The following is a 19,095-nucleotide window of genomic DNA, read 5'->3' as shown; positions in this document are numbered from 1 at the left end:
AGATTTGATGTCTGATAATACCGAAAATCCAAACGTAACAGGCAGCACTGATTTGACTACAGCTCAGAGTGTAAGTTCAAAAGTTGGTGTTGTTACACTAGAAGAAGAGCTTAAAAAATCCTTTATTGACTATGCAATGTCAGTTATTGTAGATAGAGCTCTTCCTGATGTTAGAGATGGTTTAAAGCCTGTTCACAGACGTGTTCTGTTCGATATGTACGATCTGAATGCTGTGAACTCAGGTCCTACCAAAAAGTCCGCCCGTATCGTTGGTGACGTTGTTGGTAGATTCCATCCTCATGGTGATAGTGCGGTTTATGAGACTATTGTGCGTATGGCCCAGTGGTTCTCTATGCGTGATCCTCTGATTTTCGGTCAGGGTAACTTCGGTAATATTGATGGTGATGGCGCTGCTGCCATGCGTTATACCGAAGTCAAGATGACCAAGATTGCAGAGCAGATGCTTGCAGATATTGACAAGGAAACTGTAGATACCTATCCAAACTATGATGGACAGGAGCAGATCCCTGAGGTTCTTCCTACAAAATTCCCAAATCTTCTTGTAAATGGTTCATCTGGTATTGCTGTTGGTATGGCGACAAACATACCTACTCACAATCTGTCAGAGACTATTGATGCTGTTATAGCTCTTTTAGATAATCCTGATCTTACTCTTGACGAGTTAATGCAGTTTATTCCTGGTCCTGATTTCCCAACAGGCGGTATCATTGTTGGTAATGACGGAATCAAGAAGGCATATCAAACAGGTCGTGGCAGATGTATTATCCGTTCAAGAACCAGAATTGAAACAGATAAATCTGGCAGACAGACAATTATTGTAGATGAGATCCCTTATGTTGTTCATAAGGTTGATATCGTAAATCAGATTACAAACCTCGTTAAAGAAAAGCGTATTGAAGGTATTTCTGATGTTATCGATCTGTCTGACAAGGATAATGCTGTAAAGATTGCAATTGAGCTTAAACGTGATGCATTCCCTGAGGCTGTATTAAACAATCTATACCAAAGTACCCAGCTTCAGGCTTCTTTCCCAATTAATATGGTTGCTCTTGTTGGCAATCATCCAAAGCAGTTAAGCTTAAAGGAAATCTTAACCGAGTTTGTTAAGTTCCGTCGTGAAGTTGTAACAAGACGTACCGTATTTGATCTTCGCAAGGCAAGACGTATTGCACACGTAAACGAAGGTCTGATGGTTGCAAAGGCAAACATTCAGAAGATTATTGATATCATCACATCATCAGATAATACAGAAGATGCAAGATTAAAACTTCTTGCACAAAGCTGGGATGGTCAGATGATTAGCACTGTTATCCAGAGAACAGCTGAGGGTGTTAATATTGCTCTTCCTCAGGGTGTTGAAGAAGGTGTAGGACTCATTGATGGTCATTACCATTTATCAGATGCACAGGCAAGGGCTATTCTTGAGTTGAGACTGTCAAAACTTACACATCTTGCTCAGGACGAAATTAAAGACAACTACAATGCACTTTTAGCTGATATTAAAAACTTCCTTGATATTCTGAACAATCCAGAAAGACTCAAGAGCGAAATCAGAAATGAGCTTGTTGAGGTTAAGGAGAAGTTCGGATCACCTCGCCGTTCTACATTCACTGTTGATTTAGGCAAGGTAGACAAGGGCGATTTGATTACAAGACGTGACGTTATTGTAACTTTATCAGAACAGGGATATATCAAGTATCAGGACATTGCTACATATGAATCACAGGGTAGAGGTGGCAGAGGCAAACTTGCTACAAAACTTAAAGATGAGGATTATGTAACAAAGGTTATCGTTGCCTCAACACATGACAGAATGATGTTCTTTACCAATAAGGGTAGAGCATTTGTTCGCATGGTTTACGATCTGCCTACATCAGATAGCAGAACCTCAAAGGGTACACCAGTTCAGAACTTCATCAACATTGATATTGCAAATGGTGAGAGAATTACCGCACTGCTACCTGTTTCTGATTTTAACGGCGAGCGCTACTTCCTCATGGCAACAAAGAAGGGTTTAGTTAAGAAGACCAAGCTTGATGCCTATGCAAACTTTGTAAACAGAATGAACGGCAATGGACTTATCGCTCTGAATTTACAAGATGGTGATGAGCTTATCGGTGTTGAAGTATCATCTGGTGATGATGATGTATTCTTATTTACATCAAACGGTTATGCACAGCATTTCTGTGAGTTCTATAAGAAGTCAGCTGATGCAGATACTGATGAGAACTCAGATGATGCAGCTGATGTTTCTGAGTCTTCTGATGATCAGAATGATGAAAAGTCAATTGATCGTCATGCAGGTTCAGGTATCAGACCTTCATCAAGAACAGCAGGCTGTATCCGCGGTATCAAGATGAGAGATAAGGATGCATGCGTTGTATCACTGATGGTTGTATCTGCAGAAAAGATAGAAAACGGTCAGTGTCTGATTGCAAGTGAGAATGGTTATGGTAAGAGAATCAAACTGTCAGATATTCCTCTGAGAAATCGTGGCGGTATGGGCGTTATCATAATGAGAAATCTTGATAGAAACGGTAAAGTAATCGGTGCTGTTAGCGCTGCTGACAACTATGATTATATGATCATTTCAAATCAGGGTCAGTTAATGCGTTCTGCTATGTCAGATACTGCTTTAATCTCAAGATATGGCGCTGGTACAATTTTAATTAGACTGTACGAGGGTGATAGTGTAATAGCAATTCAGTCAATATCTGATGAGGTTGTTGAAAATGCTAACAAGACACTTCAAGCTCGTAATCTTGAAAAGAATGAGCAGTTAGCTGCAGATCAGAGTGCTGCAACGGCAGAAGTGCAGCCTGTACAGACTGATACAGAGCTAAATGAAAATGCAAAAGAAAATCCTACAGAGGATGAGAGCAGTCTATAATTTTTAGAGCATGGAGAAATCCATGCTTTTTATTTATATCAATGGAGACAATGATGAGTAAGGTTTGGAACTATTATGCAGGTCCTTGTATGCTTCCTGATGAAGTGATGGATGAGGCTCAGCGAGATTTCAGAAATTTTGCTAATACCGGTATGGGACTTGTTGAGATTTCTCACCGTTCTGCAGAGTTTGATAAGGTTGCAAAGGATGCTGAAGCATTACTGCGTGAGCTTTTAAATGTTCCATCAAATTATAAGATTATTTTTGAGCAGGGTGGCGGTCGTGGTCAGTTTGCTGCTATTCCTATGAATCTTCTGTCAGAAAACGGTACAGCTGATTATTTTGTAACAGGCCACTGGTCTCGCTGTGCTTACAAGGAATGTGCTGAGAAATACGGTAATGCTGTTCTTCATGAATGCTCATATCAGGATGAGAGCGGTGTCTGGCACGTTGACTATTCAAAGATGACTGTATCTGAGAATTCTGAGTACTGCTACATTTGCTTAAATGAGACTGTAAACGGTATAGAATCATTTACTTTACCAGACACAAAAGGTGTTCCTTTAATTGCTGATATGTCATCTGATATTATGACAAGACCAATTGACGTATCTAAGTTTGGTGCTATCATTTTCGGCCTTCAGAAGAATGTTGGTCCATCAGGTATGACAATTACCATTGTACGTGAAGATCTATTAGGCAAGGCTCGTAAGTACTGCCCATCAATTCTTGATTGGAGTGTTTTATCCAAGTTTGATTCTATGTACAACACACCATGTACATTCGCATGGTATATGGCATACCTGAACTTTAAATGGATAAAAAATTTGGGCGGTGTTGAAGAATTAGAAAGAAGAAATATCAAAAAATCAAAAATGCTTTATGATTACATTGATAGTTCTGATTTCTATATCAGCAAGATTGCAGCAAATGATCGCTCAAGAGTTAACTGTGTATTCACCTTAAAGGATGAATCATTAAATGATGAGTTCTTAAAGCTTTCAAAAGCTAAAGGACTTATCGGACTTAAGGGGCATAAAGTGTTAGGCGGCATGAGAGCAAGTATCTATAATGCAATGCCAATTGAAGGTGTTCAGATTCTTGTAGATTTCCTCAAGGAGTTTGCAGCCTCACACAGCTAATAAGAGCATGACAAAAGGAGCATTTATGACAGAAAATCAGTATCCGTGGTATGAAAGTTATCCTGAAGATGTACCTCATACCATAGGGGAACCTGAGTATGACAGTCTGTATGCTCTTTTTGAAGATACATGCCATAAGTATGCTAATAAAACAGCATTTACAAGTTTTGGCACTTCAATGACTTTCAGGGAAGTAAACGAGAAAGTTGATGCGTTTGCTTCCTATCTTCAAAATGAACTTAATGTAAAAAAAGGTGATGCCCTAGGTGTCATTCTTCCAAATCTGATTCAGTATCCTATCTGTGTTTTTGCAGGATTGAAATGCGGTATGCGCATTGTAAATGTTAATCCTCTTTATACAGCTCATGAAATTTTAAGTGTGCTTAGAGATTCAAAAGCTCAGGTTGTAGTAACACTTGAGAGTATTAATGCAAGGCTTTTGCAGATACATGATCAGACTTATATAAAAACAATTATTTCCTGTAATGTTGGTGATTATCTAGGAAGTTTTAAGGGGCCTTTTTATAATTTTGCCTTCCGCTATCTCAAAAGAAGTGTACCATCATATGATAAAAAACAGATTGTTTCATTTAAAAGCGCTGTAGAAAAAGGTTATAACCTTGGATTTTCAAAGGTAGATATCAATATTGATGATGTTGCTTTTTATCAGTATACAGGCGGTACTACAGGAAAACCAAAAGGTGCAATGCTCACCCACAGAAATATCATTTCAAATGTAATGCAGGCGGATGCTATGTACTCTCCAATTCTCAATTATGGAGAAGAAACTATTTTAACTGCACTGCCTTTGTACCATATTTTTGCGATGACTATTAATCTGATGTTTGCGCTTTATATAGGTTGCTCTAATATTCTTATTGCTGATCCTAGACAGTTTAATACTGTTATAAGTGCTCTTAAGAGAAATTCTGATGTATCAATCATTATTGCTGTTAATACACTTTTAAATGCATTTGTAACTCATGATGTATTCAAAAAGGTTAAGCTTAATAAATTAAGACTTGTTGTCGGTGGTGGTACCGCTGTACAAGAAGGTGTTGCTAAAAAGTTCAAAGAGGTTTCAGGAGTCAGTGTACTTGAAGGTTACGGTCTTACAGAATGTTCTCCTCTTTGCTGTGCACTTCCATATAACAACCGCGAGTACAACGGAACTATTGGTGTTCCAACACCATCTACAATTGCAAGAATTGTAGATATACATACAGGTGAGGAAATTACTCAAAAAAATATGCCAGGTGAACTTGAGTTTAAAGGTCCTCAGGTTATGAAAGGCTACTTTAACAATCAAAAAGAAACAGAGCATGTTTTTGATGGTGAATTTTTAAGAACAGGTGATATCGCAGTATGGTGTGATGGCGGTTTTATAAAAATCATTGACAGAATCAAGGACATGATTATTGTTTCTGGTTTCAATGTATTCCCAAATGAAATTGAAAACGTCGTATCAATGCTCAACGGTGTGATAGAGTGCGGCGTTGTCGGTGTTCCATCCTCAAGCACAGGTGAATCAGTAAAACTGTATATTGTCAGAAAAGATAAAACTCTTACCAAAGAGCTTGTTCTTTTGCATCTGAAAAAATATCTGACAGGTTATAAGATCCCTAAGCATATTGAATTTGTTGAAAAGCTTCCAAAGTCTCCTGTTGGAAAGGTATTAAGAAGATATCTAAGACAGAATCGCTTTGATTCATAAAATGATATAATGCTCACAAAAAAAATAAATATGAGCATTAGCATGGCAGATATTAACTACATACAGACTCAGGAAAATCTTCAGAACCTTTGCGATAAGATCCTATCTTTAGGTGAAGATGACTGTCTGTCTTTAGATACAGAATTTACTAGAGTTAAAACATTTTATCCAGAGCTTGATTTAATTCAGATCTGTATTAAAGAAGAAACCTACCTTATAGATCCTTTATCAGAGATAAAACTAGTAGATTTTGTTAATGCCATCAATTCAACAAAAGCAAGTATTCTGCTTTTTTCCTGCCGTGAAGATCTTGAAGTTCTGTCTAATCTTAGTTATTCAATGACTTTTAACAGGCAGTTACCAAAGAGAATCATTGATATTCAGCTATTATTAAGTTTTGCAAACCGTTCATATTCACAGGGATTGCAAAGTGCACTTTCTGAATATTTAAATATAGAAATTAAAAAAGAGCATACAACATCAGACTGGCAGAAACGTCCTTTAAGCGAGGATCAACTTATTTATGCTAAAGAGGATGTGATATATCTTGAAAGGCTTTATAAGGCTGTAATTTCCTTATTTACAGATTCTGACAGAAGACTGACTTTCTTCAGTCAGGAAATGGAAGATTATAAAAACAAAGCTCTAATGGAAACTAAAGCTGAAGATAGCTATCTATCTGTCAGTGGAGCAGGATCATTAAACAAAAAGCAGTTGTATATTCTAAGTTATCTTTGCCATAGAAGAATACTTCTTGCAATTGAAAATAATGAGGCTTTAAATAGAATAATAACTACAAAGGCACTGTGCAATATCTGCAGATGTCGATCTCATAATTTTTCATCTCTTGATAAATGCGGCATGAAATACGGTGCAATTAAAGCATATGGAAAAATAGTAATAGAGTGGTTTAATCAATCCATAAGTCAGATGAAAAAGAACAGCAATCTGGTTGATTCAATTGCTCTTGCTTACGATCATTTTGCTAATGATAAGGAATATGCCTCAAAGATAAAAGCTTTAAAGCAGTTTTTATCAAAAAAATCCTTAGAGCTTTGTGTCTGTAAGGAATTACTTGTTAACAAACAGCTTGTAAATGATTTCTTTTATAAAAAGTACTACAGGCAGATCCCTATACTTCAAAGTTCCTGGTATAAGGATGCATTAGGTGAAATACCTGAGTTTTGATTTTTGTGTTTCCTACTCTAATGCTAAGGCGTTGACAGCGTCAAAGTTATTTCTTTTTGCCGTGAGCAGTGACTACCTCTTTAACTACGATAAAAGTCAATCAAGCACAGGTTATAACTTCTTCATGTCAAGACGAGCCTATTTCTATTAACGGTCAGTACACAAAAGAAATTACAAAGTTGGTTCGTAGGTCGGCTTTGATAATAAAGATCTAATCATTGATCAGATTTAAGTTTTGAGAGTATGTTTTTAGAATAAAAAAATCAGGGCATCAGCCCTGATTTTTAAGATAGTTTAATTCTATTTTAGAATGCAAAACCTAACTGTGGGTTCCAGAATGCTGCATAAATTACTGCAACAATCAGTAAAATTGCATATGATGCAATAGCAAAACCGCCTGAAGTCTTGAAGGTTTTTGCAGTTGTTATGATAGCCTTTTCATCATCGTCGTTTTCGTTAGTTGAAAGTGAAACAAATACGATAACAGCGATAGTCAGTACCAGGGTGTATAACATCTGATCCATGAATGGCATGTTGATTGGTAAGAACTTTAACAGTAAAGCAATTACGATAGATGATAGAACACCAACTACTGCACCAGTTGAGTTTGCCTTCTTGAAGAACAGACCACAAACGAATACAGCTAGGATACCTGGTGATACAACACCTGTGTACTCCTGAATGTACTGGAATGCCTGACCCAGTGAGCTTAATAATGGAGCAATGAAGATTGCAATTACTAAAGCACAGATAGCGGTTAAACGACCAACAGTAACTAAAGTTAGGTCAGATGCATCCTTCTTTACGTACTCTTTGAAGATATCCATTGTGAAAATGGTAGCTGTAGAGTTAAGCATAGATGCTAATGATGAAACGATAGCTGCAGATAGAGCTGCGAATACTAAGCCCTTGATACCAACAGGTAATAACTGTGCAACCCAAGGATAAGCACGGTCAGTCTGAGTAGCTGTTGGAATGTTGTTAGCAACTAAATCACCATACATACCCTTTAACTGATCTAATAGAGCAGGGTTATGAACTGTGATGTAGTATGCTGCAATGCCAGGGATAACAACGATGATTGGGGTAATGCACTTTAAGAAAGCTGCAAAAGCAAGACCCTTCTGAGCCTCATCTACTGATTTTGCAGCAAATGTTCTCTGGATGATGTACTGGTTGAAACCCCAGTAGTAAAGGTTAGCAACCCACATACCACCGATAAGAACAGCAATACCAGGAAGGTTGCTGAACTGAGGATTTGACTGATCAAGAACCATTGTGAAGTGATCTGGTACTTCATCAATAAGAGTTGATAAACCTGCAAATGCACCAGCGTCGCCACCGATAAGTTTTAATGCAAGGTAAGATGTTGCAAAACCACCGATTACAAGCACAGCAACCTGAATAACGTCTGTCCATACAACAGCAGAAAGACCGCCGTAAACAGAGTAGATTAGAGCAAATGCTGCAAGACCTAAGATGGTGTACATCATTGGAATACCAAGAATGGTTTCAAGTGCTAAACCGCCAAGGTATAAAACAGATGACAGGTTTACAAAGATATATAAACAGATCCAGAAGACTGCAAGAATTGTCTTTAAAGTCTTGTTGAAACGCTTTTCAACGAACTCTGGAATTGTATAGATACCTTTTTCAATAAAGATAGGTAAGAAATACTTACCAACTAAAATCAGAGTAACAGCTGCCATGAATTCATAAGCTGCAATACCAAAGCCGATTGCATAGCCAGAACCTGACATACCGATAAACTGTTCAGCTGAAATATTTGCTGCGATTAATGAAGCACCTACTGCCCACCATGGAATTGACTTACCTGCAAGAAAGTAACCTTCAGCAGATTTGGTGTTTTTACGGGAGGCAAAAAGGCCGATTCCAATAACGACAAGAGCATAAATACCAAAGATAACGTAATCAATGGTAGATAGTCCTGCAACTACATTTTCCATAATACTACCTTGTGTTTGAAATAAAAAAATTAGCCATAGCATGGCTACGTTCAAGAAAATTTTATGAGAATTTACAAAAACATACAACCAAGGGAATTATTTTAAGATAAGAGTTATTTATTTATCAAAAATACATAAAAAAGCACAGTAAATAATTAAAATAAAAAATATATTTACAATCGATAAAAGATATGTAAAACAAATGATAATTTGTTTAAACAGTAATTAGTTTTTAAAAAGAAAACTGTGCGTTTTTTTCAGAAAATTGAGATAATGTAATCGGTTACATATTTTTAAATTATTGATTTTAAAGAAAAATAAAAATAAGATTAATTGTAAAAATTGTGACATCGTTTACAAAACGGGTTTCAATGAAATTTTTTGCATGTTCATATTATGTGGAATTTAACAAATTTAAGAAAAATGTATGGTAATTGAGAATACATATGAATAAACTTAAATCAGATATTATAAAAACCTAAGGTGGTTTTATGGATTACAACAAGCCTGATATTCTTTTATTAAAGGTATCTTATAACTGGTTTCAGGTTATCAAGGCTCACTTCATTTCCTATGGATCAAGTATAACAAACTGCTGGTACACTCCCTTTGAGGAGAATCTATCAGATAAGTCTGATATCGTGATAAAGCCAGGAACTTTAACTTTATTTTTAGTTGAAAAAGGCGATAAACAGATAATTGTCGGCGGTGGATATTATCTTAAGAAAGTGTATCTTGATCTAAATGTCTGCTGGTATACATTCGGTGTGAGATCAGGTTATGTTACATATCAGGATTTTATAAACAGGGCAGAGGAGTTTAATGCCGATCTGTCTATGCCTATTAGCTGCAATCTTATAAACGGTACATTCATATTCACAAAAACACAAATACTTGATGTACCAGAAGGATTTGAATTCAAATTTTTAAAAGATCACTGTCAGATCCTTTTAAAATCTTCATCACCAATAGGAAAATATCTTATTAAAGTTTCGAATCAAAAACGTAAAGAAGCAATTGACTATATATGTTCTGATGGAACATGGCCTGGCATATACTACAAGGCTACAGTTCATAAGACAATCGAGAATATCTCAGAGTACCGAACAGAACTTTTAGGTGTCTATAATGCCACATGCGCTGTAACTGAAAGCCATTTTATTGCTACTTTAAAGGCTGTGAATTTTCAGTCAATGTACGATGATCGCTTCTTGACAATAGAAAATGGAATTATCCTGAGAGCTGATATTGCAGAGTTATTCAACAAGGGCTTTATAACATTTTTTTATGATGCATCAGATATTTTAAGAGTAAGACTCTCTCAGCGTATGAAAGAGCATTTTGATCCTGACTATATCAAACTTGATAATAAACCATTATTACTGCCAGAGGATAAAAAGCTTTGGCCTAACAAAGAATATGTAAAGTGGCATAATACCATCAGATTTGAAAACTGGCTTAACAGTGGTGAATTCAGTCTTATTGATTTTTCAAGTAAATACAAATAATTATGCAGATAGCAGTAATTGGTGCCGACACTAAGATAGGGCAGATGATTGTAAACAGCGCTGAAGCTTTAAAAATTAGAACCGTCAGCGTTGTAAGTTCATATATAAGTTTAAAAGGTGATGGAAAACTTGTAGTAAAGGATTATCAGGATCTTAAACTCAGCGATTTTGATGGTTGCCATGTCATTGTTGATGCAGTTTCCTTTCTTGATATTACAAGATATTCAACCGATCTTCTGCCTTTATGGACAGAACTTGAAATTCTGAAGAATACAGATATTTCTTTACTGTGTCTTGGTTCATCTGCATTTTTATATACAGATAAATCTAAAAAGCGTTTTGTTTTTGATGAAAGTGATGTCGTTATCAATGATGAGCAGCAAAAAGTAGACAGACTTTGTGTAAATGCCTATAAAAGACTTTCAACATGCTCCAATGTTAAATGGGGGATATTCTCGCCTCCACTTTTTTTAGATGATCATTCAATCGGCTCTGGTAACTACATGCTGTCTGATAGCGTACTGCCTGTAAATGTAAATGGAACAAGCAGAATAAGTGTTAATGATTTTGTTAAGGCAACAATTGATATCTTAAAGCAGGGTATTAAAACTCGCGACATCATGTCCGTTTGCCAAAACTAGTCTTTTTGCACAGCAATAAAGCTGTGCACCTACCTAAAGTAATACAATTATATTTTTATTAACCTATTGAAAAATAACAATAAAATAAAAATCATAGAAATTTTTTTATAGTTTTTATTGATAATTACCTATATATCCTATATTATTCTTACAAAACCTATCAATATTATAGGAAATATAGATAATAATAACCTAGGAAAAAAGAATGAAAATCTACGAGTCAGTCACACAGCTAATAGGAAAGACACCACTTATTAAGTTAAATGGCATGAAAAAACACCACAACCTAAAAGCTAATCTAATTGCAAAGGTTGAAGCTTTTAATCCTGCTGGATCTGTAAAGGATAGAATCGCTTATGCGATGATTTCAAAGGCTCTTTTGGACAATAAGATCAATAAAGATACTGTAATTATTGAGCCAACATCTGGAAATACTGGTATAGGACTTGCTCAGGTATGCTCAGCTTTATCCTTAAAACTGATTATTGTTATGCCAGATTCCATGTCAATTGAAAGACGTAATCTTTTAAGAGCTTTTGGTGCAAAGGTTGTTTTAACTCAAGGCTCTCTTGGTATGAACGGAGCAATTCAAAAGGCAAAAGAGCTTCTTGTTGAAAACAAAAATTCTTATATGCCATCTCAGTTTATGAACCAAGTAAACCCAGAGGCTCACTACAGTACAACAGGTCCTGAAATATATGAGGACACAGATGGCAAGGTTGATTATCTTGTTGCAGGTATCGGAACAGGCGGCACTATTTCAGGTGCTGGTCGTTACCTAAAAGAGAAAATCAAGTCAGTAAAGGTTATAGGTGTTGAGCCTGCTCAGTCTCCTGTTCTTACAAAAGGCTTTGCTGGTAATCATGCTATTCAGGGAATTGGCGCAGGATTCATTCCTGATACTTTAGACAAGACTGTTCTTGATGAGGTGATTGCCGTTGATAATGTTGATGCATTTACCTATACAAATCAGGTAGCTCAGTTAGATGGAATTCTTGCAGGTATCTCATCTGGTGCTGCAATAGCAGCTGCAATTGAACTTTCAAAAAGAACTGAAAATTATGGCAAGAATATAGTTGTTATTCTCCCTGATACAGGTGAGAGATATCTGTCAACTCCAGTGTTTTTAAAGTAGGTGTAGCATGATTGATAAACATGAGAGTATCACTGCTAAGCTTTGCTCATTTGTAAGAGCTTTTCACAGCATCTACGAAAAGAACAAGGTTTTTGATGACTATCTTGCATACGATCTGATGGGACAGGATGAATATATCAAGGTAGGTCAGTTAATTGAGCATAATTTTGATGTGAATCTTTATGATGAAAAGGCAACCTTTTATAAAGAGAATGTTTTGCATGCAGTAAATTCTCTTATGGCTCCGATTGTGCTATCCCGCATAGCTTATGCTGAAGAAAAACTAAAGGAATTCAAGAAGACTCATAAGAAGGTTCAGTATGTAATTTTAGGTGCAGGCTTTGACACTTTTGCTTTTAGAAATTCTGATGCTGATATAGAAGTATTTGAACTTGATCATGCAGATACTGGCAGATATAAAAGAAAACGCGTAAAAGAGCTTTCACTTGTGATACCTGACAATCTTCATTTTCTATCAATTGACTTTAACAGAGAATCTCTAGATGAGGTTTTATTAAAAGGTGGATTTGACCGATCTGTTCCAAGTGTATTTACCATTTTAGGTGTTAGTTACTATCTAAATCTTGAAACATTTGAGCAAACTTTATCCCTTATAGATAAGGTGACAGACAGCGATACACTTGTAATTTTTGATTACCCAGATGAGAGCACTTTTAAAACATCTGATAAAAGAGTTACAACACTAAGTGCAATGACAGAAAAGCTAGGTGAAAAAATGATCCACGGTTACTCATTTTCTGAGCTTGAAAATGCTCTTAACCGTCACAGTTTTAAAGTGCACGAAAACATAACTCCAAAAATCATGGATGAGCGTTATTACAGTGATCATATAAACAGTGGAATGACAGCTTTTCCAAACGTGAATATTCTTACAGGAATTAAAAATGTTTGAGATTAGTGCATATAAAAATGGCCGATGTTGAACTCAAAGAAAAGTGGCGGTTATTGTAGTTAGAGTAGTTGAAAAATATTTTAAAGGATAAAAAAATGGCAGTTTACAAAGAAATTGAAAGTGCAGTTATTCATGCAGGAATCTATGGCGACAAGTATACAAGAGCAGTGAATGTTCCAATTTATCAGACATCCACTTTTGAGCAGACAGGTATTCAGGAAAATCCTCAGTGGGAGTATGCAAGATCTGGTAATCCAACCAGAGCAGCCCTTGAAGCTTTGATAAGTGATCTGGAAAAAGGATACAAGGGCTTTGCCTTTGCATCAGGCATGGCAGCAATTGCAGCTGTATTAACCTTATTCAAGTCAGGAGATACAATTCTTGTATCAAATAATGTATATGGCGGTACTTTTAGAATCCTGGATAAGGTATTCAAGAATTTTGATCTCAATTATGTTCTAGTTGATACTTCATCTGTTGATAACATCAAAGAAAACATTACAGATAAGGTAAAGGCTGTTTATATTGAAACACCTACAAATCCACTTATGAACATCACCGATATCAAGGCTGTCTCAGAACTTGCAAAGTCATATGGTCTGCTGACTATCGTTGATAATACCTTTATGACACCATATCTGCAAAGACCAATTGAATTAGGTGCTGATATTGTTGTTCATTCAGCAACTAAATATTTAGGCGGTCATTCAGATCTTGTTGCAGGTCTTGCTGTTGTAAATACAAAGGAGCTTGCTGATCGAATGTACTTTATTCAAAATTCAGTAGGTGCTGTGCTTGGTCCATTTGATTCATTCTTGCTCATCAGAGGAATTAAGACCCTTGCTGTAAGACTTGATAGACATGCATCAAATGCTTTAAAAATTGCAGAATATCTTGAAAATCACAAGGCTGTTACAAAAGTTTATTATCCTGGCTTAAAGTCTTTTGATGGTTATGAATTAAATTCCCGCCAGGCAAGAAACGGTGGTGGAATGATTTCCTTCCTTTTGTCTGATAATTATGACTATCGCAAGTTCTTCAAGTCATTAAATCTTATTGCTCTTGCAGAAAGTCTAGGTGGTGTTGAATCACTAGTATGCCATCCTGCAACCATGACTCATGCTTCAATTCCTGCTGATATAAGAGCAAAAATCGGCATTCATGACAATCTTATCAGACTGTCAGTTGGTATTGAAAATGTAGATGATCTTCTTTTAGATATTGATAATGCAATCAAAGCAAGTGCAAAGTAAGGAATAAAAATGAAATACTATAATGATATGCATGATTTAATTGGTAAAACACCTCTTGTAAAACTCAATCATGTGCTGAATCTTCCTGTTAGCGTAAATGTTTTTGCAAAGCTTGAATACTACAATCCATCAGGATCTGTAAAAGATAGAACTGGTCTTTATATGGTTAATGATGCCTTTGAAAGAGGTGTTTTAAAAGAAGGTTATACAATCATTGAAGCAACTGCAGGAAATACAGGATTAGGCGTAGCATTTGCAGCTTTAAACAGAAATGTTAATGTCATTTTTGTGGTGCCAGAAAAGTTCTCTATTGAAAAGCAGGTTCTAATGAAGGCTTTGGGTGCAACTATCATACATACCAAAAGAGAAGATGGTATGTTAGGTGCTGCCAAGAAAGCTCAGGAGTTACTAAAAACAGTTGAAAACTCAGTTTCACTTGAGCAGTTTAAGAATATGTCAAATCCAAAAGCTCATTATGAGACAACTGGTGTTGAGATATATGACGATCTTGATGGAAATATTGATTACCTGGTTGCAGGTGCAGGCTCAGGCGGTACATATTCAGGTGTTGTAAAATACTTAAAAGAGCGCAATCCTGATATTAAAGGTATTCTTGCAGATCCTGTCGGTTCAACCATGGGTGGTGGCGAGCATGCTGACTATAATATCGAAGGTATTGGAAATGATTTTATTGCAGATACCATGGATATGTCTCTTGTTGATAAGGTCATCAAAGTCAATGATGATGAGGCTTTTACCTCATGCCGAGAGCTTACAAAATATGAAGGAATTTTAGGTGGATCATCAACAGGTGCAGCCTTTGCAGCTGTAAAGAAACTTATTGATTCAGGAGCTAATGGAAATATTGTTTTTATAAGTCCTGACAGATCAGACAGATATTTTTCAAAAGAGCTATATGCTTAAGTGATATTTGTCTAACTTTAGTTGTGGTGTCATGTTCTACTGATCTGAGAGCAAACCATTTAAATTTAGAAATGACCACTGATTTGTTCAGTGGTCATATTTGATTAGAGCTTTGAGTAGTAGTCGTCTTCTACTATAGGTTTTGAATAATAGTAACCTTGAATCTCATCGCATCCAAGATTTTTTAAGATCTCCTTTTGAACAACGTCTTCTACACCTTCAGCTATGGTTTTAATTCCAAGTTTCTTACACATGGTTATTAGAACACCAAGAATTGTTGTAAGCTTTTCATCATCTCCTTTTCCAAGATTATCTATAAGCTTCTTGTCAAATTTGATTTCGCTTACAGTCAGATCTGCAAGGGTATAGATATTTGCATGAGCTGTTCCAAAGTCATCAATGGAGATGTTAAATCCCTCCTTAGATAACTTTTCTGTTACCTCTACAAGCTCCTTGTGATGCTCAGTGGAACTGTGCTCTGATACCTCCAATGGGATGTAGTTTGGAGTAATATCGTATTTATTTAATATTTCCTTAAGCTTTGTCTTGAACTCAGGTCTGATAATTGAGTGTCTTGAGAAGTTACATGATACAGGAAGAATTTTCTCTCCCTTATCAAGTCTTTCTCTCATCTGCTTGCAGATAGTCTCAAAAACAAAATAATCAATTAAATGAGTATAGTGAGCAGATTCAAGAGCAGGAATAAAGTCATCAGGCGGAATAACCTTATCGTTTATGATTAATCTTACTAATGCTTCTGCTCCTGCAATCTGAGCAACATCTCCCTGGATTTTAAACTTAGGCTGATAAAGAACCTTAAAGCAGTCTTGTGCTATAAGTTCCTGAATTTTTGCCGGCTCTAAAATATCAAAGATAAGATCGTTTTGAATTCTATATCTTTCATTTTCGTTTTTGCTGATTCTGTAGTATTTCTTTTTCTCTGTATACATATCAGATTCAGCTTTGTTGATGGCATTTTGAATGGTCATGCCACTGTTAATCCAGCTTGTGCCAACAGATGCGCTAAAGCCTTTATCAGAACTCATGAAAGCTTTAATCATATCTGACAGCAGTATGAATTCATGCTCATCAATATCAGGATATATACCTATAAACTCATCACCACCTAATCTGTAGATATACTCAGATTGATGTAAAAGCTGCTTTAGTAAAGATGCAGTCTTCTTTAGAATAGTGTCGCCCTTATCAATACCAGAGGTGTTGTTAATATTCTTAAGACCGTTAACATTGATAAAAATTACACCAAGTTTTTTTGCAACTGAAAGTGATGGAATGTCTGTAATCAGGCACTTCCTATTCTTGAGTTTTGTTAATGGATCAAGATTAGAGTAGTTTGTGATTTCAGCCTGCATAATTCTGTTGTGCAGGGCACTTGCCATCAGATTGATAATGGTTTTAAAGCAAGGTGTCAGTGTTTTTAATCTGTCTTCATTTGCATTTTTGATGATTACTGCACCTAATATCTTTTCATCTAACAGTACAGGCAGAGCACAGTAGTGGTCATTTTCATGAGTATAATTTTTTACAATCTGCTCTGTGAGTATGCTATCAAGGATATCTACAGGTGCATTCTGATGAGCAACGTCATATTCTTTTTTCTGACAAGTCCAAAGCAGGATCTTAGTTAATTTAGACTTAATAACATCAGATTGGTCATTACCGCTTTTGTTTTTACCGTTTTCATCAGTTAACTGAACATGCTCATACATGAAAACTGCATTAGCATCTATGGATGTTCCAAGATGTTCTAAAAAGCGGTACAGAAGAATATCTGGATTGTGAATATTCTTTGAAAAAATAATTGTATAAGGAGCAATCACATCATTGAATGTTGTATCAAGATCAACTACTGAATGTTTAATCTTTTTCTGTATAGCAACATTAATGATATAGGTTCTGTCGTACAGATTGATATTTCTTGATTTAATAATGAAATCATCTTTAAGTGCACAGTCAACTAGAGTGTTGATGTGGAACTTGTCATCATTACTGCAGATACTCTTGCACTCTTTGCAAGGCTCATCTCTACCTTTAATAATGCTGTAGCATGTACCTACAAAAGGCTGTTTTAAACCTAAAGCTTCAGTAAGCGGTTTATTGATATAGACAATATTCTTTGATGCAGCATCAGTAATGAAAACAAATTCATCAATATTGTCTAAGAGTAGATCTGCTATTTCAGAAATATCAAAGGAGCTTGATGAGTTATATACAACCTCATCAAGGTTATCAAATCCAAGATCTGATTTGAGTGATTCAATGTCTTTAAAATCGTTAAGGTCATTCAACAGTACATCAGCTGTTGAGCCGTCTAGTTTATTATCTGCCATGTAATAATAACTTTAAGATGAAATAATTTTTTTTTTCGCGCTTTTTATTATAGGAAAAACTATCGTTTTTATTATAAATTGATAATCATTAGCAATATAAGTCACAAAAATTTATATTTTTTGCTAAAAAATGTGATGTAAATAACGCTAATTTTATATACCTATAAGTTTACGCTAATTATACGTATAAAAGGCTTTTAATTCAATGTGTTATTTATAAAGATTAGCAGTTACGCATCAAATCCCCCACTTTTTAGCAGTACCGAATATAACAGTATCCCGATTGTATTATAGTTAGATGTAATACTTTTCTTTTTTCTTTCATCCCTGCTTTATTTCTATTCTCTTTTGCCTTTGTATAACTAGATTTTTTCCAATAAAAAGACTGTTTTCTTGTGATTTATGTATTATAGTATGCTATAATACTTTTACTATGAAAATTGATTTATTACCTGATTTTGCTAAGCCTTATAAAACTAAAGGTTTTGACGTTAGACTCGTTCGCGGAAGCTATCAACTCTTTAAAGTTACTTCTAAAAGGGTTGAAGGAAAGAAATACCCTGTGCTGGAGCAGTCTTATATTGGCACTATTGATCCTGATAAGGGATTACTTCCTAAAAAAACATCATCTGTAACTCCATTCCTTGTTGAATATGGTCTGAGTGCTTTTATTCTCAAGAATTTTAAGAGAAAAATTCAACGTTCCATGTTTAACCATTCATGCTCTGAACAGTCTTTTATTCTAGGTGTGATTTTGTTTATGTATGGTCATATTCAAGATAGATTTATTAGGCTTTCTTATCTTTCCAAAGATTTTACTAAAACACCTGATATTGCTGGCCCTGCTGCTATAAACAGAATTAAGAAGATTGCTTTACTGATTACATCCTGTTTTGATGAAGCTATTCCTGATAAAGCCGACCGAGATTATGCAAAAGAGCTTTTACGTGAACTTAAAGTTGATATCAATACACCTAAGCCTTCTGTTATTTACCCAAAAGAGCTTTCTGATGTTTTATCTAAATACAAGCTCAAATAGCGAACCTCATTGATTTATGAAACTGGCTAAAGATTACAATTAAAGTAGGATTTTTTATGAACAATGTATCTGTTATACAAGACAATATGAAGAGCATTTCCGTTGTACTTGCACCTCTGAAAAATAAAATCCGTTCTAATAAGAAGTTTGTTGATACCCTCTTACATATACTCGATGGAGTTACAGACTTTAGAAAGTCTGGCATGATTAAATACGATCTAGATAAGCTCTTATGTATTTGTCTATTAATTTCGATGAGAGGTAAGTTTACTTCTTTCTATCATGCTTCAATGTTTATTAAAGTTCGCTCTGACTACTTTAGACAGCTTGGACTCATTGAAGGTAATAATATCCCGTCTCATGATACTTTAAGACGTGTTTTTCTTAATATTGATGCAAATGAACTTAG

Annotated in this window: 14 protein-coding genes; 12 read left to right on the top strand and 2 right to left on the bottom strand. The window is 35.5% G+C overall.

All coding sequences use genetic code 11. The annotated features are described in order from the left end of the window. Positions 1–7 precede the first annotated feature (7 nt). From gyrA to J5V48_RS06035, 4 genes are read left to right on the top strand one after another with little or no spacing between them, the layout of a single operon-like run. Positions 8–2,911 carry a DNA gyrase subunit A gene (gene gyrA / locus J5V48_RS06050; protein WP_219937679.1) on the top strand — a complete coding sequence of 968 codons (2,904 nt, stop codon included), beginning with the start codon at positions 8–10 and terminating at the stop codon, positions 2,909–2,911. 50 nt (positions 2,912–2,961) lie between these two features. After that, positions 2,962–4,053, top strand: a complete 1,092-nt coding sequence (serC, locus tag J5V48_RS06045) for a 3-phosphoserine/phosphohydroxythreonine transaminase (RefSeq protein ID WP_219937678.1) — start codon at positions 2,962–2,964, stop codon at positions 4,051–4,053. Between the two features lie 25 nt (positions 4,054–4,078). Beyond that, positions 4,079–5,767, top strand: a complete 1,689-nt coding sequence (locus J5V48_RS06040) for an AMP-binding protein (protein WP_219937677.1) — start codon at positions 4,079–4,081, stop codon at positions 5,765–5,767. 42 nt (positions 5,768–5,809) lie between these two features. Continuing rightward, on the top strand, positions 5,810–6,955 hold the full coding sequence (locus J5V48_RS06035) for a ribonuclease D (RefSeq protein ID WP_219937676.1): 1,146 nt from the start codon (positions 5,810–5,812) through the stop codon (positions 6,953–6,955). Positions 6,956–7,260: 305 nt separating this feature from the next. Here J5V48_RS06035 and J5V48_RS06030 read toward each other — a convergent pair whose 3' ends face one another. After that, entirely contained in the window at positions 7,261–8,922 is a 1,662-nt protein-coding gene (locus J5V48_RS06030) for a sodium/sugar symporter (protein WP_219937675.1), read from the bottom strand. 491 nt (positions 8,923–9,413) lie between these two features. Between J5V48_RS06030 and J5V48_RS06025 the strand changes: the two genes are divergently transcribed. The 6 genes from J5V48_RS06025 (at position 9,414) to J5V48_RS06000 (ending at position 15,296) form a co-directional block, all read left to right on the top strand. After that, on the top strand, positions 9,414–10,430 hold the full coding sequence (locus J5V48_RS06025; protein ID WP_219937674.1) for a hypothetical protein: 1,017 nt from the start codon (positions 9,414–9,416) through the stop codon (positions 10,428–10,430). A 2-nt stretch (positions 10,431–10,432) separates the two neighbouring features. Next, the gene (locus J5V48_RS06020; protein WP_219937673.1) at positions 10,433–11,071 is read left to right on the top strand and encodes a Rossmann-fold NAD(P)-binding domain-containing protein; all 639 of its coding nucleotides are present in this window, start codon (positions 10,433–10,435) and stop codon (positions 11,069–11,071) included. Between the two features lie 205 nt (positions 11,072–11,276). Further along, positions 11,277–12,206: a cysteine synthase A gene (gene cysK, locus J5V48_RS06015; protein WP_219937672.1), complete on the top strand. Its 930-nt coding sequence runs from the start codon at positions 11,277–11,279 to the stop codon at positions 12,204–12,206. A gap of 7 nt (positions 12,207–12,213) precedes the next feature. Then, positions 12,214–13,119 (top strand): class I SAM-dependent methyltransferase, encoded by a 906-nt coding sequence (locus J5V48_RS06010; protein ID WP_219937671.1) that lies wholly within the window; start codon positions 12,214–12,216, stop codon positions 13,117–13,119. Positions 13,120–13,214: 95 nt separating this feature from the next. Then, positions 13,215–14,372 (top strand): trans-sulfuration enzyme family protein, encoded by a 1,158-nt coding sequence (locus J5V48_RS06005; protein WP_219937670.1) that lies wholly within the window; start codon positions 13,215–13,217, stop codon positions 14,370–14,372. A 9-nt stretch (positions 14,373–14,381) separates the two neighbouring features. After that, complete coding sequence (locus J5V48_RS06000; protein ID WP_219937669.1) at positions 14,382–15,296, top strand: PLP-dependent cysteine synthase family protein; 915 nt, start codon at positions 14,382–14,384, stop codon at positions 15,294–15,296. Positions 15,297–15,400: 104 nt separating this feature from the next. Here the strand turns inward: J5V48_RS06000 and J5V48_RS05995 are convergent, their stop codons facing one another. Next, the gene (locus J5V48_RS05995) at positions 15,401–17,647 is read right to left on the bottom strand and encodes a bifunctional diguanylate cyclase/phosphodiesterase (RefSeq protein WP_219937668.1); all 2,247 of its coding nucleotides are present in this window, start codon (positions 17,645–17,647) and stop codon (positions 15,401–15,403) included. Positions 17,648–18,080: 433 nt separating this feature from the next. On the opposite strand from J5V48_RS05995, the gene J5V48_RS05990 reads away from it, so the two are divergent. Both J5V48_RS05990 and J5V48_RS05985 read left to right on the top strand, forming a co-directional pair. Next, a complete protein-coding gene (locus J5V48_RS05990; RefSeq protein ID WP_219937667.1) occupies positions 18,081–18,686 on the top strand; it encodes a hypothetical protein in 606 nt (201 codons plus the stop codon). Positions 18,687–18,742: 56 nt separating this feature from the next. Continuing rightward, the coding region (locus J5V48_RS05985; protein ID WP_219937666.1) for a transposase family protein at positions 18,743–19,095 on the top strand (353 nt) is incomplete at its 3' end.

The sequence above is a fragment of the Succinivibrio faecicola genome (assembly GCF_019448115.1).
Lineage (GTDB): Bacteria > Pseudomonadota > Gammaproteobacteria > Enterobacterales > Succinivibrionaceae > Succinivibrio > Succinivibrio faecicola.
Note: the sequence above shows the minus strand (reverse complement) of the source record. Positions and strands in the feature narration are given on the sequence as shown.

Coding starts and splice junctions, on each gene's coding strand:
- gyrA (WP_219937679.1), top strand. CDS start 8: ATGTCTGATAATACCGAAAATCCAAACGTAACAGGCAGCACTGATTTG.
- serC (WP_219937678.1), top strand. CDS start 2,962: ATGATGAGTAAGGTTTGGAACTATTATGCAGGTCCTTGTATGCTTCCT.
- J5V48_RS06040 (WP_219937677.1), top strand. CDS start 4,079: ATGACAGAAAATCAGTATCCGTGGTATGAAAGTTATCCTGAAGATGTA.
- J5V48_RS06035 (WP_219937676.1), top strand. CDS start 5,810: ATGGCAGATATTAACTACATACAGACTCAGGAAAATCTTCAGAACCTT.
- J5V48_RS06030 (WP_219937675.1), bottom strand. CDS start 8,922: ATGGAAAATGTAGTTGCAGGACTATCTACCATTGATTACGTTATCTTT.
- J5V48_RS06025 (WP_219937674.1), top strand. CDS start 9,414: ATGGATTACAACAAGCCTGATATTCTTTTATTAAAGGTATCTTATAAC.
- J5V48_RS06020 (WP_219937673.1), top strand. CDS start 10,433: ATGCAGATAGCAGTAATTGGTGCCGACACTAAGATAGGGCAGATGATT.
- cysK (WP_219937672.1), top strand. CDS start 11,277: ATGAAAATCTACGAGTCAGTCACACAGCTAATAGGAAAGACACCACTT.
- J5V48_RS06010 (WP_219937671.1), top strand. CDS start 12,214: ATGATTGATAAACATGAGAGTATCACTGCTAAGCTTTGCTCATTTGTA.
- J5V48_RS06005 (WP_219937670.1), top strand. CDS start 13,215: ATGGCAGTTTACAAAGAAATTGAAAGTGCAGTTATTCATGCAGGAATC.
- J5V48_RS06000 (WP_219937669.1), top strand. CDS start 14,382: ATGAAATACTATAATGATATGCATGATTTAATTGGTAAAACACCTCTT.
- J5V48_RS05995 (WP_219937668.1), bottom strand. CDS start 17,647: ATGGCAGATAATAAACTAGACGGCTCAACAGCTGATGTACTGTTGAAT.
- J5V48_RS05990 (WP_219937667.1), top strand. CDS start 18,081: ATGAAAATTGATTTATTACCTGATTTTGCTAAGCCTTATAAAACTAAA.